The organism is Sphingomonas adhaesiva (genome assembly GCF_036946125.1).
Taxonomy (GTDB): Bacteria; Pseudomonadota; Alphaproteobacteria; order Sphingomonadales; family Sphingomonadaceae; genus Sphingomonas; species Sphingomonas adhaesiva_A.
Genome location: NZ_JAQIJT010000002.1, coordinates 763,298 through 778,360 on the forward strand (window position 1 = coordinate 763,298; position 15,063 = coordinate 778,360).

Below are 15,063 nucleotides of genomic sequence, written 5' to 3' on the forward strand. Positions count from 1 at the left end.
ACCCAAGTGGAGAGAATGATGCGGACCGAGTTGGACCAGCAGATGGACGCGGTGATGGCGACGCTAACCGCCGAGGGAGGGCCGCTCGCGCTGGGTCAGGTCGAGCGGTTCGGCCGGACGCTGCCCTATATCGCCGCCGCGCCGCCCACGCTGCCGGCCTATTTCGCGCATTTCTGCACCCAGCACCGCGATGTCGAATTCCTGGTCGCGGGGGAGGAACGGCTGACCTACGGGCAGGTGCATGACGCGGCGACCCGCGTCGCTCACGCGCTGGCCGACGGATACGGCATCGCCAAGGGCGACCGCGTCGGCATCGCGGCGCGCAATTCGCCGTCGTGGATCGTGCTCTATATGGGGACGCTGATGGCGGGCGGGGTGGTCTGCCTGCTCAACGGCTGGTGGCAGGCGGAGGAGTTCGAGGGCGCGATCCGCGACGTCGGCGTGTCGCTGGTCTTCGCCGATCCGCCGCGCACGAAGCGGCTGGCGGCGATTCCCGGGCTGGGCGATGTGCGGGTCGAGACGTTCGACGATCTGCAACCGCTCGAAGCGGCGCTCGACCCCGTGTTCGCGCGGGCGAAGGGCGGCGACCTGCCCGAGATCGCGCGCGACGATCACGCGACCATCCTCTTCACCTCCGGCTCGACCGGCGTGTCGAAGGGGGCGGCGTCGACCCATTTCCAGGTCACGCAGGGCGTCTTCAACTATCTCGCCTCCGCGCTGATGATGCTCGGCATCTCTCAGGCGGCGGGCGTGACCAGCACGCTCCAGCCGGCGACCCTGCTCAACGTGCCGCTGTTCCATGTGACCGCGGAGGTTCCGGTGTTCCTTCAGAGCATGGCGATCGCGCGCAAGCTGGTGCTGATGCCGAAATGGGATGCCGAGGAGGCGATGCGGCTGATCGACAAGGAGAAGGTGACGTATTTCGTCGGCGTCCCGCTGATGAGCTTCGAGATGCTGACGCACCCGAACCGCGCCAGATACGACCTGTCGACCGTCACCGACATCGCCGCCGGCGGCGCGCCGCGCCCGGTCGAGCACGTCAGGCGCATCGATGCGGAGATGGAGGGCGCGCCGCTGATCGGCTACGGGCTGACCGAGACGAACGGCGTCGGTACCGGCAACTGGCGCGGCAACTACCTGGCCAAGCCCAATTCGGCCGGGCGCGCGTCGATGCCGCTGGTCGATCTCGCGATCCTCGACGATGACGGCCGCACGCTGGGCGCGGGCGAGCGCGGCGAGGTGTGCATCCGCTCGGTGTGCTGCTTCCAGGAATATTGGGGACGCCCCGACGCCACCGCCGATGCGTTCACCGCCGACGGCTATTTCCGCACCGGCGACCTGGGCTATCTCGACGCGGAGGGCTATCTCTTCATCGTCGATCGCAAGAAGGACATCATCATCCGCGGCGGCGAGAACATCAGCTGCCAGGAGGTCGAGGCGGCGCTCTACGAACACCCCGAGGTGGCCGAGGCCGCGGTCTTCGGGCTGCCCGACGAGCGCTATGGCGAGGTGCCGGGCGCGGTCGTCCACCTGGCGCATGCCGGCGCGGTCGAGGCGGAGGATCTGGTCAATTTCCTCGCGCAGCATATCGCCGCGTTCAAGGTACCGCACCGCATCTGGATCGCCGCCGACCCGCTGCCGCGGCTGGGGACCGAGAAGATCGACAAGGTGAGCCTGCGCAAGATCTACCGCGACCGGGTGGGGGCGGAGGCGGTGTAGAGGATGTAACCCCGCCCCGCCCATGCCGCCACCCCGGACGTGTTCGAGACATCTGCGACACCCAGTTCCTGTTCCCTGAGGAAGGCGGGACCTTTGCAAAAGGGATGCAACAGCGCCACGTACCGGCCGTGCTCCTGCGCAGGCAGGAGCCCAGGGCCAAGCAGAACAACGCCTTATGGGACCTGCAACCCTGGGCTCCTGCCTGCGCAGGAGCACGGTGGCGCCTTTTGCAAAGGCCCCGCGAAGGCCGGGGCCCGGTTGGCGTGGCTTTTCCGTCTGTTACCGCCGTCCCCCAGCTGAGCCCCGGCCTTCGCCGGGGAACAAGGAAGTGAGTTTCGCAGAGGTTTCGGATAAACCCGGCATGACGGTGTGGCCGAAGCGAACGCCGACTTTCCGCCTTTCGCCCCGCCGCACACCCCGCTACCCCGTCGCCATGCCTGCGCTGACCCGTCGCAACCTGCTGATCTCCGGAGGCGTGGGGGCGGGGCTGCTGGTCGCCTGGGCGGCGTGGCCGCGGACCTATCTGCCCCATCTCGCCACGGCGCCGGGCGAAACCGCGTTCGGCGCCTATCTGAAGATCGGTCGCGACGGGCAGGTCATCGTCGCGGTGCCGCAGGTCGAGCACGGGCAGGGCGTCTACACCGTGCTGGCGCAGATCGTCGCCGACGAACTCGGCGCGGACTGGCGCACCGTCGGGGTGGAAGCGGCGCCGATCGGCCCGCTGTATGCCAACACGCTGGGCGCGGAAACGTTGTTTTCCGGGGCCTTCACCCACATTCCCGAGGGGCTGCGCGAGGAAGCGTGGACGCGCGACGCGCTGATGCTGACCGCCGGTTCCACCTCCGTCCGCCGGTTCGAAGCCCCCCTGCGTGAGGCGGGGGCGGCGGCGCGGGTACTGCTGTGCAAGGCGGCGGCGCGGCGCTGGGACGTGGCGTGGGAGGAATGCGATACGGACGGCGGCTTCGTCGTCCACAACGCGCAGCGGCTGCGCTTCTCGGAACTCGCCGCCGCGGCGGCGAGCGAGGCGCTGCCTGATGAACTGCCGCTGCGGCTGGGCGAGGACGGGCGCCTGTCCGGCCAGTCGCTCCCCCGCCTCGACGTCCCGGCGAAGGTGGACGGATCGGCCAATTTCGTCGCCGATGTCCGCCTGCCCGACATGGTGTTCGCCAGCATCCGGCAGGGGCCGCGCGCGACCTCGCGCCTGTTGAGCGTGAACAAGCCGGCGGCGGAGAAGGTGCGCGGCGTCGTCGCGGTGGTGGAGCACGAGCGATGGGTCGCCGCGGTCGCGACCAGCTGGTGGTCGGCCAACCGCGCGCTGACGGCGCTCGCCCCGCGCTTTGCCGACGACGGGCCCACGCTCCACGATGCCGCGATCCTGCGCGCGCTGGACGCGGCGCTCGACGCGCCCGGCTACCGGGTCGCCGGTGCGGGCGACGTGTCCGAGGTGTTCCGCGCCGCGCGCCTGATCGAGGCGGAATATGTCGCGCTCCCCGCGCTCCACGGCGCGGTCGAGACGCCCGCCGCGACCGCGCAGTGGCAGAACCAGCGGCTGGAATTGTGGATCGCCACGCAGGCCCCCTCGCTCGCGCGCGCCGCCGCGGCGGAGGCGATCGGCGTGGCGCAGGGGCAGGTGATCGTCCATCCGATGATGGTCGGCGGGTCGTTCGGCGCCGCGCTGGAGCCCGATGTCGCACGGCAGGTCGCGATCCTGGCGGTGCGCCTGCGCCGCCCGGTGCAGCTGATGTGGTCGCGCGGCGAGGCGCTGTTGCAGGACCGCGTCCGCGCGCCGGCGAAGGCGCGAATGACCGCGCGGCTGGCCGCCAACGGCGCGATCCTGGGCTGGCAGGCGAAGATCGCGGTCGCCGCGACCGGACACGACATGGCGGCGCGGATGATGCCGGACAGCCTGCTGCGCCGGATATCCGGGGTGCTGCCGGGGGGGGGCGACGGCTATGCCATGTCGGGTGCGGTGCCGGCCTATCGGCTGCCGGCCTTCGCGGTCGATCACCACCCCGCCGCGATGGCGCTGACGACGGGTCATTTGCGTGGCGGAGCAGATGGTTACACCGCCTTCTTCACCGAATGTTTCCTCGACGAGCTGGCGCAGGCCGCGGGCAGCGAGCCGATGTCCTACCGCGTCGGCATGCTCGGCGGCGACCCGCGGCTCGCGCGCTGCCTGACGACCGTCGCGGCGCTCGGCGGATGGGGCGGGGGCATCGCCGGCAGCGGGCAGGGTATCGCCTGTCACGCGGTGGCGGGCAGCGCGATCGCGGTGCTGGCGGAGGCGCAGGTCGACGACGGCGGGCGCCCGCGCGTCGACCGGCTGGTCGCTGCCGTCGATTGCGGTCGTGCGATCAACCCCGACGTGGTGCGCCAGCAGATCGAGGGCGGGCTGATATTCGGCACCGGCATCGCCATCGGCCGCGGCGCATCCTATCGCGACGGTCTGGCGCAGGTGCGGATGTTCGGCGACCTGCAATCGCCGACGCTGGACGACGCGCCGGAGGTGACGGTGGAACTGATCGCCTCCGCGAGCGATCCGGGTGGGGTCAGCGACCTGGGCGTGCCCGCGGTCGCGCCCGCCATCGCCAACGCGCTGCACGCCGCCACCGGCGTGCGTCGCCGCACCCTTCCGCTCAGGAGTTCGTCATGATCCCCGCCGGACATCCCGCCGTCCCGCCGCCGCGTATCGGCGTGCTGCTCGTCAATCTGGGGACGCCCGATGGCCCCGATGCGCGCTCCGTGAAGCGCTATCTCGCCGAATTCCTCTCTGATCCGCGCGTCGTGGAGATCCCGCAGATCGCGTGGCAGCCGATTTTGCGCGGCATCATCCTCAACACCCGGCCGAAGAAGTCGGCGCACGCCTATGCGCAGGTGTGGAGCGACGACGGCTCCCCGCTCGCGGCGGTCACGAAGGCGCAGGCGCTGGCGCTGAAGGACGCATTCGGCCCCGAGGTGATGGTCGACTGGGCGATGCGCTACGGCAATCCCGCGATTTCCGACCGGCTGCGCGCGATGAAGGACGCCGGGTGCGAGCGCATCCTGGTCGCGCCGCTCTACCCGCAATATTGCGCCGCGACGACCGCGACCGCCAACGACAAGGCGTTCGCCGCGCTGGCCGCGATGCGCTGGCAGCCCGCGCTGCGCACGCTGCCGCCCTATTACGACGACCCGGCGTATATCGACACGCTCGCCAATAATGTCCGCAAGGGGCTGTCAGCGCTCGATTTCGTGCCCGATGCGGTGATCGCCAGCTTCCACGGGATGCCGCAGCGCACGCTGGAGCTGGGCGACCCCTATCATTGCCACTGCCGCAAGACGGCGCGATTGCTGGGCGAGGCGCTGGGAATGGAAATGACCGTCGCCTTCCAGTCGCGCTTCGGCCGGGCGAAGTGGCTGGAGCCCGCCACCGACACCACGCTGGAGGCGATGCCGGCGCGCGGCATCCGCAAGGTCGCGATCGTGGCGCCCGGTTTCTCGGCCGATTGCCTGGAGACGCTGGAGGAGCTGGCGATCCGTGGACGCGAGAGTTTCGTAGCGTCAGGCGGCACGGATTTCGCGTACCTGCCTTGTCTCAACGACACGGCGGAGGGTATCGAGATGCTGCGCACACTGTTGTCGCGCGAGCTGGAGGGGTGGCGCAGGGCCGCGTGATCCCCCGGCACAACGGGAGGATGACCGATGGCACGGGTTGCGATTGTTACGGGCGGAACGCGCGGCATCGGCGAGGCGATCAGCGTCGCGCTGAAGGATCTCGGCATGACCGTCGCGGCCAACTACGCCGGCAACGACGAACGCGCGAAGGAATTCACCGACCGCACGGGCATCGCGGCGTACAAGTGGGACGTGGCCGATTTCGACGCGTGCCAGGCGGGCTGCGCGAAGGTAGCGGAGGAACTGGGGCCGGTCGACGTGCTGGTCAACAATGCCGGTATCACGCGCGACGGTACGATCCTGAAGATGACCTACCAGATGTGGAAGGAGGTCATGGACACCAACCTGGGCGGCTGTTTCAACATGGCCAAGGCGGTGTTCCCCGGCATGCGCGAGCGCAAATGGGGCCGTATCGTCAACATCGGCTCGATCAACGGGCAGGCGGGCCAGTACGGGCAGGTCAATTACGCCGCGGCGAAGAGCGGCATCCACGGCTTCACCAAGGCGCTGTCGCAGGAGGGCGCGAAGCTGGGCGTGACGGTCAACGCGATCGCGCCGGGCTATATCGACACCGACATGGTCGCCGCGGTGCCGCCCGAGGTGCTGGAGAAGATCGTGGCGAAGATTCCGGTCGGCCGCCTGGGCCAGGCCAACGAGATCGCGCGCGGCGTCGCCTTCCTGTGTTCCGAAGAGGGCGGGTTCGTCACCGGCTCGACGCTGAGCATCAACGGCGGCCAGCATATGTATTGAGGCGGGCGGTCAGGCCGGGCGTGTTCCCTTTTCGGGGGGGCGCCCGCTCGCCGCGGTCACCCGATATGGTGCGCCAGCACGACCAGGTCGTGCGTGCCGCCCGCGCTGTCGCGGACGTGGCGCGCCAGCCGCGCCTCGGTCGCGAAGCCGAGCGTCTCGAACAGCGCGATCGCGGCGGCCTGATCGGAGGTCATCGCCGCGGTCAGCTTCTCCACCCCGCGGCTCGAGGCGACGCGCAGCATCGCCTGCAACAGGTCGCGCCCCAGCCCCGCACCGCGCCGCTCGGCCGCGACCAGCAGCCGGACCTCGCCGACATGCCCGCTCCACCCCAGCGGGTCGCGCACCAGTGCCGCGGTGCCGACCAGCACACCGTCCTCTTCCGCGATCAGCCCGTCGATCCAGCCGTCCTCGATCGCGGTGAGCCAGGCCGCGATCACCCGCGGACGCCGCAGGTCGCGCCCCAGGAACAACAGGTCGTGCTCCGGCAGCGCGGCGGCGAACGCCTGCATCGCCTGGCGATCCTCCGACCGGAAGCGGCGGATCCGGTAGTCACCCATGCCGCCTCTCCAGACCGGCCAAAGAAACCCTACGTCCGCGGTCGGGCGCGCGGCGTCAACCCCGTTACGGCGCGCTGCGCGTGACCTCCACCGGCGCGCCGCCCGTCGCGTCGAGCAGCGAGTCGCCGCCCAGCGTGCGGTAGAGCGTGACGAGGTTGGTCGCGCGCACCAGCTGCGTCGACACCAGCGTCCGCTGCGCCGAATAGAGCTGCCGCTGCGCATCGAGCGACGACAGGAAGGTATCGATCCCGCCGCGATAGCGCGCGTTGGTGAGGTTCAGCGTGTCGCGCGCCGCGTCGTAGAAGCGGCGGTTGGCCGCCAGCTGATCGGTGATCGTGCCGCGCCGGGCGAGCGCATCCGACACCTCCTGGAAGGCGGTCTGGATCGTGCGTTCGTAGGTGGCGAGCGCCACGTCGCGCTGCGCAACGCTGTAATCCACCCCGGCGCGGCCGGCGCCGGCGCGGAAGATCGGGTAGCTGGCGTTCGGCGCGACCGAATAGCTGAACGCGCCGCCGGAGAAGAGCCGGCTGAGCGCGGTGCTGGCGAACCCGACGAGCCCGGTGAGCGAGATGCGCGGGAACAGTTCCGCGCGCGCCGCGCCGATCTCCGCATTGGCGGCGCGCAGGGTGTATTCGGCCTGGACCACGTCGGGACGGCGCAGCAGCACGCCCGAATCGATTCCGGCCGGCAGCTCGCCGATCCGTTGCGCGGCCTCCTCGATCCCCTTGGGCAGCAGCGCGGGGTCGACGGGCGCGCCGACCAGCAGCTGGAGCGCGTTGACGTCCTGCGCCAGCGCGGTGCGCTGCTCCGCGGCATCCGCCTGTGCGGTGGCGAGCACCTGTTGCGCCTGTCGCAGGTCGGTGCGCGGCGCCACCCCGCCGCGGCGGCGCGCATCGGTCAGCCGCACGCTCGCCTGCGCGGCCTCCACGGTCTCCTCCGCGACGGTCAGCAGGCTGCGGTCGGCACCATAGGTCAGCCAGGCGGAGGCGACGTCGCCGACCAGCGTCAGCCGCGTCGCGCGGGCGGCGGCTTCCTGCGCGAAATAGCGCGACAGCGCGGCGCCGGTCAGCGCGCGGACGCGGCCGAACAGGTCGATCTCGAACGCGGTGACGCCCAATTGCGCCTGGAAGGTGCTGCGCCCGCCCGAGGTGTTGACGACGGTCGTCCCGCCCGTGCCGGCGCCGGTGCCGCCGGTCCCGGTGCCCGTCCCGCCCGTACCCGTCCCGCCCGTACCCGTGCCGATCGCATTGGTCGTGCCGCTGCCGCCGTCGCGAAAGCTGTAGCCCGCGGTCGCGTTCACCTGCGGAAAGAGGTCGGCGCGCTGGATGCGATATTGCGCGCGCGCGCTTTCGATGTTCGCGACCGCGATGCGCAGGTCGCGGTTGTTCGCCAGCGCCTGGTCGATGATCGCCTGCAACCGCGGGTCGCGGAAGATGTCGCGGTAGGTGACCGCCGGGAGCGCCGCCTCGCTCTGGCGCAGATAGGCGTCGCCGACCGGCCACGATTGCGGCACCGGCGGGGCGGGGCGGACATAGGTGGGGGCGAGCGAGCAGCCCGCGAGCGCCACCATCGCGGGAAGCGCGGCCAGCAGGCGCGTCATCGGGCAGGCTCCGGAGCGGGGAGGGCGGGGCGTTCGGGCGGGGCGGGCAGCCGCGGCGGGGTGCCGCCGTCGTCCGGGCCATCGCGGCGCGGCGTGTCGGGCGGCGCATCGGGCCCCGACGAACCGCTGCCGCCGCGCAGCCCCTTGAACCCGTCGCGGAAACCGCGGCGCACCATGACGAAGAACAGGGGAATGTAGAAGATCGCGAGCACCGTCGCGGTCAGCATCCCGCCGATCACCGCGGTGCCGATCGCGATGCGGCTGTTCGCGCCCGCGCCGGTGGAGATCGCCAGCGGCAGCACGCCGAAGATGAAGGCCAGACTGGTCATCAGGATCGGGCGCAGCCGGATGCGCGCGGCGGACAGCGCGGCATCGATGACGCGCTTGCCCTTCCTTTCCTCCTGTTCCGCGAATTCGATCATCAGGATCGCATTCTTCGCCGCCAGCCCCATCGTGGTGAGCAGCCCGATCTGGAGATAGACGTCGTTGACGAGACCGCGCAGCGTCGTGAACAGGACCGCGCCGATCAGCCCCAGCGGGATGACCAGCAGCACCGCCAGCGGGATCGACCAGCTTTCGTAGAGCGCGGCAAGGCACAGGAACACGACCAGGATCGACAGGCCGTACAGCAGCGGTGCCTGTCCCGCGGACAGCCGCTCCTGATAGGACAGCCCGGCCCAGCTGACGCTCGTCCCCGGAATCTGCGCCGCCAGTTCCTCGATCCGCGTCATCGCGTCGCCCGAGCTCTTGCCCGGCACCGACTGACCCTGGAATTCGTAGGAGGAAATGCCGTTGAAGCGCGACAGCGTCACCGGCGCCCTGGTCCAGCCGATCCGCGCGAACGCGGAGAAGGGCACCATCTGTCCGTTCGATCCGCGCACGAACCACTGGTTCAGGTCGGTCGGCTCGGACCGATAGGCCGCATCGCCCTGCACGAAGACGCGCTTCACCCGGCCGCGATCGACGAAGTCGTTGACGTAGCGGCCGCCCCAGGCGGTCGACAGCGTCGTGTTCACGTCCGCCTGCGTCAGCCCCAGCGCCGCCAGCTTCTGCTGGTCGACGTCGATCTTCAGCGTCGGCACGTCCGGCAGCTCGGTCAGCCGCACCGAGGCGAGGATGGAATCGCCCTCCGCCGCCGCGATCAGCCGGTCCTTGGCGGCGGCGAAGTCGGTATCGCTCAACCCGCCGCTGTTCAGCAGCTCCATGGTGAAGCCGTTCGACTGCCCCAGCCCGCGCACCGCGGGCGGGATCAGCGCGAAGACGCGCGCGTCGCGGAAACCCCGGAACGCCGCGGAGGCACGCGCGACGATCGCATCGGCGGTATTCTCGCTCCCCTTGCGCTCGGCCCAGTCGGTGAAGTTGAGGAAGCCCTGCCCGGTGTTCTGCCCGCTCGGGCCGCCGCCGCCGCCGCCCGACACGGTGAAGATCGTGCGCAGATTATGGCTTTCGTTCTGCGCGAAATAGCTCTCGACCTGCTTCTGGATCGCATAGGTGCGGCCCTGCGTCGCCCCTGCGGGCAGCTGGAACTGGATGCTGGCGCTGCCCTGATCCTCGGTCGGCAGGAAGCCGGTCGGCATCCGCAGGAACAGCACCGCCAGCAGCGCGACCGTCCCCAGATAGACCAGCAGCCAGATCGCCTTGCGGTCGATCACGTGGCGCACCCCCGCCTCGTACCGCGCGACGCCGCGATCGAAGCGCGCGTTGAAGCCGTCGCGCGCGCGCTCCAGCAGGTGCGCGACGCGCGGCGCCTTGCGCCCGATCCAGCCCTGCTCGATCGGGTCGCCATCGGCGTCGTGCTTCTGCTTCAGCAGCGTCGCGGTCAGCGCGGGCGACAGGATCAGCGCGACCAGCACCGACAGCACCATGGCGGAAACGATGGTGAGCGAGAACTGGCGGTAGATGACGCCCGTCGACCCGCCGAAGAACGCCATCGGCATGAACACCGCCGACAGCACCAGCGCGATCGCGACCAGCGCCACCGTGATCTCGTTCATCGACTCGATCGTCGCCTCGCGCGGGGTCATGCCGGGGTTCTCCTCCAGCAGGCGCTCGACATTCTCGACCACGACGATCGCGTCGTCGACCAGCAGGCCGATCGCGAGCACCAGCCCGAACAGCGTCAGCGTGTTGATCGAGAATCCCGCGACATAGAAGACCGCGAACGTCCCCAGCAGCACGACGGGCACCGCGATCGCGGGCACCAGCGTCGCGCGCCAGCTCTGCAGGAACACGAACATCACGATGACGACCAGGATGATCGCCTCGATCAGCGTCTTGACGACCTCTTCGATCGACAGCTTGATGAAGTCGGTGGTGTCGTTGGCGAAGGCGTAGGTGACGCCCGCGGGGAAGTTCTTCGACGCGCGCTCCACCTCCGCCTTGACCAGATCGGCGGTCTCCAGTGCGTCCGCGCCCGGCGCCAGAAGGATCGCGAGACCCGCGCCCGGGTGGCGGTTGACGCGGCTGCGCGCATTGTAGTTCTCCGCGCCCAGCTCGATCCGCGCCACGTCGCGCAGGCGGACGGTCGCGCCGCTGTTCTGCGTCTTCAGGATGATGTTGGCGAATTCGGCCGGGGTGGTCAGCCGCGACTGTGCGGTGACGACCGCGTTCAGCATCTGCGTATCGGGGGAGGGCTGCCCGCCGATCTCGCCCGCGGCGACCTCCGCATTCTGGTTGGTGATCGCGGTGACGACGTCGCCGGGCATCAGCTGGACGCTCGCGAGGCGGGCCGGATCGAGCCAGATGCGCATCGCATATTGTGAACCGAAGACGTTGGTGTCGCCCACGCCCTTGATACGGCTGAGCGGGTCCTGCAGATTCGACGTCAGATAGTCGGAGACGTCGCGGTTGGTCAGCTTGTCGGTCTGGTCGTAGACGCCGACGATCAGCAGGAAGTCGGGGTTCGACTTGCGGACCACCAGCCCCTGCTGCTGCACCTGCTGCGGCAGGCGCGCGACCGCCTGCTGCACCTGGTTCTGCACCTGGACCTGCGCGATGTCGGGGTCGGTGCCCTTGTCGAACGTGACGGTGATCGTCACCGAGCCGCGGCTGGACGAGGACGACTGGAAATACAGCAGCCCGTCCAGTCCGGTCAGCTGCTGCTCGATCACCTGCGTCACGCTGTTCTGCAGCGTCTGGGCATTGGCGCCGGGGAAGGTGGCGCGGATCGACACCTGCGGCGGGGCGACGTCGGGATATTGCGCGATCGGCAGCGACAGGATCGCCCCGACGCCCGCCAGCATCACGATGATGGCGAGCACCCAGGCGAAGATCGGCCGGTCGATGAAGATACGCGACATCGGGTGTCTAGCCGCCCTTGCCCTGACCGCCCGCGCCCTTTTCCTGCTCCATCTTCTTCAGCTGCTCGGGGGAGGGGGGCACGATCTTCTGCGGGGTGTTGGCGGGCACCGGGTTGATCGGCGCGTCGGGCTTCAGGTCGCGCAGGCCCTGCGTGATGACGCGGTCGCCGGGGTTCAGCCCCTTGGTCACGACCCAGAACGCGCCCTGCGCGCGATCGGCGGTGACGGTGCGCTGCACCGCCTTGTTGTTCGCACCGACCAGGAAAAGGGTCGCATTGCCCTGCGGATCGCGGCTGATCGCCTGTTGCGGGACCAGGAACGCGTTCTGCTGGATCGCCTGGGTGAAGATCGCGCGGACGAACATGCCCGGCAACAGCAGCCCCTGCGCGTTGGGGAACAGCGCGCGCAGCGTCACCGCGCCGGTCGACGGGTCGACGACGACCTCGGCGAACTCGACGCTGCCGGTCTGGCCGTAGTCGCTGCCGTCCTCCAGCTTCAGCCGCACCTGCGCGCGTGCCGGCACCGCGCCACCGCTGGCGAGCGCGCGGCGGAGCGCCAGCAGGTCGGCGGCGGATTGCTGGATATCGACGAACATCGGGTCGAGCTGCTGGATCGTCGCCAGCGGATCGGCCTGGGTCGAGGTGACGAGCGCACCGACCGTGAAGAGCGAGCGCCCGATCCGCCCCGTGATCGGCGCGGGAACGGTGGTGAAGCGCAGGTTGACGCGCGCGGTGTCGAGCTGCGCGCGGTTCACGCCGATGCTGGCGGCGGCCTGCTTCTGCGTGGCGACCGCGTCGGTATAGTCCTGCTTGCTGATCGCCTCGATCTCGGCGAGCGGGCGATAGCGGTCGGCGCGGACCTTCGCCGCCTCGTAGGTAGCCTGCGCATTGGCGACGCCGGCGCGCGCCTGATTGGCGGCGGCGCGGTAGAGCGAGGGGTCGATCTGATACAGCGGCTGCCCGCGCGTCACGATCGAACCCTCGGTGAAGAAGCGGCGCTGGATCACGCCCGACACCTGCGGACGGACCTCGGAGCTCTGGAAGGCGACGGTGCGGCCGGGCAGCTCGCTGACCTGCGGCACGCCGGTCGGCTGGACGATCACGAACCCCACGCTGGTCGGGCGATTCTGTCCGCCGCCCTTCGCATCCTTCTGCTGGCCGCCGCCACCGCAGGCGGAAAGGAGCAGGAGCCCCGATGCAGCCGCGACGTGCCACGACGTCCGGCCCGTCAGCCTTGGCATCCGCTTCGTCACCTTTCCTCGATCGATCACCGCCCCCGCGGGTGCGGAGGGGTAACGGCTATTTGTCGCAAATGTGTCGCAAGCGGAAAGAAAAATTGCTGACCGTCACCCCGGACTTGTTCCGGGGTCCCGCTTCTGTCGGAGCCCCGGCGCCGGAGCGGGACCCCGGGTCAAGCCCGGGGTGACGGCCATTTCGGCCCTACCCCCGCACGAAATTCCCCGCGCGGCGCTCGCCGACGGCCTTGATCCCCTCGCGGAAGTCGGCGGTCTGCATCAGCCGGTCCTGCTCGGCGCGCTCGTGGTCGGTGCGGCGGCGGACCGCCTCGGCCAGCTCGGCGCGCATCGTGGCACGGGTCGCCTCCACCGCCAGCGGCGCATTGGCGGCGATCTCGGCCGCCAGCCGCTGCGCCGCGGCGCGCACATCGTCCAGCGGAACGACCTCGTCCGCGAGGCCGTAGCGCAGCGCGTCCTCCGCCTTCACGCGCCGCCCGGTCAGCAGCATCAGCGAGGCATGCTGCTCGCCCACGACGCGGGGCAGCGTATGCGTGATGCCGAATCCGGCGTGGAAGCCGAGCGTGACGAAGCTGGCCGAGAAGCGCGCCTCCGGCGCGGCAACCCGGAAGTCGCCGACCAGCGCGAGCCCGAGCCCCGCGCCGACCGCCGATCCCTGCACCGCCATCACGACCGGCTTGCGCGTCGAGAACAGGCGGACGGCGTTGCGATAGAGTCTGGGCGTTTCGCTCTCGCCGTTCTCATCGGCAAGCGGTTTGTCGCCGGTCAGATCCGCGCCGCCGCAGAACACCTTGCCGCCGGTCGCGAAGACGAGCGCGCGCACGCTGTCGTCGGCGTCGAGCGCCTCGAACGCGTCGGCGATCTCGCCCACCGTGTCCGCGCTGACGAAATTGGCGGCGCCGCGGGTATAGACGACGGTGGCGACATGGCCGTCGATCGATACGGAAAGGTGCTCGCTCATGCTCTCGTCCCCAGCAGGTTGCGGGCCACGACCCAATTGTGGATCTCGGTCGGGCCGTCGTAGATGCGCATCAGGCGGATGCGCGCGGCCATCTGCTGCAGCGGCATCTCGCGCGTCATGCCCATCGCGCCGAAGCATTGCATCGCATGGTCCAGCACCGTCCACGCCATTTCCAGCGCATAGGACTTTATCATCGACACCTCGTTGCGCACGTCGCGCCCCTGGTCGAGCTTCCACGCGCAGTCATAGGTCATCAGGCGGGCGGCGTGGATGCCGATCGCGGCCTCGGCGATCCAGTTCTGGATCGTCTGCCGCTCCGACAAAGGCTTGCCGAAGGTGGTGCGCTGTGGGGCGTAGTCGATCATCATCTCCATCGCGCGCTGCGCCATGCCGATCGCGTTCGCCGCCATTTCGGAGCGGCGGGTGCTGAGGCGCAGCTGCATCGGTGCGAAGCCCTGCCCCTCGGTGCCCAGCAGCTTCCAGCCCGGCACGCGGCAATCGTCCAGCGCGACCTCATAGGTCGTCTCGCCGCCGATCATCGGGATCGGGCGCACGACGTGGAAGCCCGGCGCATCCTTGTCGACCAGGAACGCGGACATGCCGCCTCGCGCGCCCTTCTCCTTGTCGGTCACCGCCATCACGATCGTGAAGTCGGCGCGCGCCGCCTTCGTGATCCAGATCTTGCGCCCGTTGAGGATCCAGTCGTCGCCGTCGCGCACCGCGGTGGTCTTCATCCCCGCCGGGTCCGCGCCCGCGCCGGGTTCCGAAATGCCGATCGCGCTGATCGTCTCGCCGCGGACGTAGGGCGCCAGATACGCCTCGCGCTGGCGGTCGTTGACGGTGGCGGCCATCATCCGCAGGTTCGGGGAGTCGGGCGGCAGCGTGAAGGGGACGATCGTGCGCCCCAGCGCCTCGTTCACCGCGACCATCGCGACCGCGGGGAGATCGTGACCGCCGACATTCTCCGGCGCGTCGAGGCCCCACAGCCCCAGTTCGCGCGACACCCGCTCGACGCGCTCGCGCTCCTCGGCGGACAGCTCCAGCCCGTCGCCGGCGATGTCGCGCGCCAGCACCGCGCCCTCCAGCGGGATCAGTTCGTCGTCGACGAAGCGGCGGACCAGGTCCGCGACCATGCGATGGTCCTCGTCCAGATCGAAGTTCATGATCTCTCCCAATTCAGCCTTGCCGCTGTCCTAAGCACGCGCGCGGCATTGCGCCACCCACCGGGAAACCGAATTCGAATTGAGGCGTTGGCAAGGGACGGGGGTGTA

At 70.0% G+C, this 15,063-nt stretch carries 10 protein-coding genes; 4 read left to right on the forward strand and 6 right to left on the reverse strand.

Annotation, left to right across the window (positions count from 1 at the left end; all coding sequences use genetic code 11):
- Nucleotides 1-18: 18 nt before the first annotated feature.
- The 4 genes from PGN23_RS09915 (at nt 19) to phbB (ending at nt 6,123) form a co-directional block, all read left to right on the forward strand.
- The gene (locus PGN23_RS09915) at nt 19-1,719 is read left to right on the forward strand and encodes a class I adenylate-forming enzyme family protein (protein WP_335304571.1); all 1,701 of its coding nucleotides are present in this window, start codon (nt 19-21) and stop codon (nt 1,717-1,719) included.
- Between the two features lie 433 nt (nt 1,720-2,152).
- A complete protein-coding gene (locus PGN23_RS09920; RefSeq protein ID WP_335302711.1) occupies nt 2,153-4,372 on the forward strand; it encodes a xanthine dehydrogenase family protein molybdopterin-binding subunit in 2,220 nt (739 codons plus the stop codon).
- Nucleotides 4,369-5,373 carry a ferrochelatase gene (gene hemH / locus PGN23_RS09925; RefSeq protein WP_335302712.1) on the forward strand — a complete coding sequence of 335 codons (1,005 nt, stop codon included), beginning with the start codon at nt 4,369-4,371 and terminating at the stop codon, nt 5,371-5,373. Before PGN23_RS09920 ends, hemH begins: the two co-directional genes overlap by 4 nt.
- A 27-nt stretch (nt 5,374-5,400) precedes the next feature.
- Nucleotides 5,401-6,123 carry an acetoacetyl-CoA reductase gene (phbB, locus tag PGN23_RS09930; protein WP_335302713.1) on the forward strand — a complete coding sequence of 241 codons (723 nt, stop codon included), beginning with the start codon at nt 5,401-5,403 and terminating at the stop codon, nt 6,121-6,123.
- 56 nt (nt 6,124-6,179) lie between these two features.
- Here phbB and PGN23_RS09935 read toward each other — a convergent pair whose 3' ends face one another.
- The 6 genes from PGN23_RS09935 to PGN23_RS09960 form a co-directional block, all read right to left on the reverse strand.
- On the reverse strand, nt 6,180-6,680 hold the full coding sequence (locus tag PGN23_RS09935; RefSeq protein ID WP_335302714.1) for a GNAT family N-acetyltransferase: 501 nt from the start codon (nt 6,678-6,680) through the stop codon (nt 6,180-6,182).
- 64 nt (nt 6,681-6,744) lie between these two features.
- Nucleotides 6,745-8,280 carry an efflux transporter outer membrane subunit gene (locus PGN23_RS09940; RefSeq protein WP_335302715.1) on the reverse strand — a complete coding sequence of 512 codons (1,536 nt, stop codon included), beginning with the start codon at nt 8,278-8,280 and terminating at the stop codon, nt 6,745-6,747.
- On the reverse strand, nt 8,277-11,579 hold the full coding sequence (locus PGN23_RS09945; RefSeq protein WP_335302716.1) for an efflux RND transporter permease subunit: 3,303 nt from the start codon (nt 11,577-11,579) through the stop codon (nt 8,277-8,279). The genes PGN23_RS09940 and PGN23_RS09945 overlap by 4 nt, the downstream gene beginning before the upstream one ends.
- A 7-nt stretch (nt 11,580-11,586) precedes the next feature.
- On the reverse strand, nt 11,587-12,819 hold the full coding sequence (locus tag PGN23_RS09950) for an efflux RND transporter periplasmic adaptor subunit (protein ID WP_335302717.1): 1,233 nt from the start codon (nt 12,817-12,819) through the stop codon (nt 11,587-11,589).
- Nucleotides 12,820-13,018: 199 nt separating this feature from the next.
- Nucleotides 13,019-13,792, reverse strand: coding sequence for an enoyl-CoA hydratase/isomerase family protein (locus tag PGN23_RS09955; RefSeq protein ID WP_335302718.1), 774 nt, complete (start codon nt 13,790-13,792; stop codon nt 13,019-13,021).
- Nucleotides 13,789-14,955, reverse strand: a complete 1,167-nt coding sequence (locus PGN23_RS09960; RefSeq protein ID WP_335302719.1) for an acyl-CoA dehydrogenase family protein — start codon at nt 14,953-14,955, stop codon at nt 13,789-13,791. The genes PGN23_RS09955 and PGN23_RS09960 overlap by 4 nt, the downstream gene beginning before the upstream one ends.
- Nucleotides 14,956-15,063 lie beyond the last annotated feature (108 nt).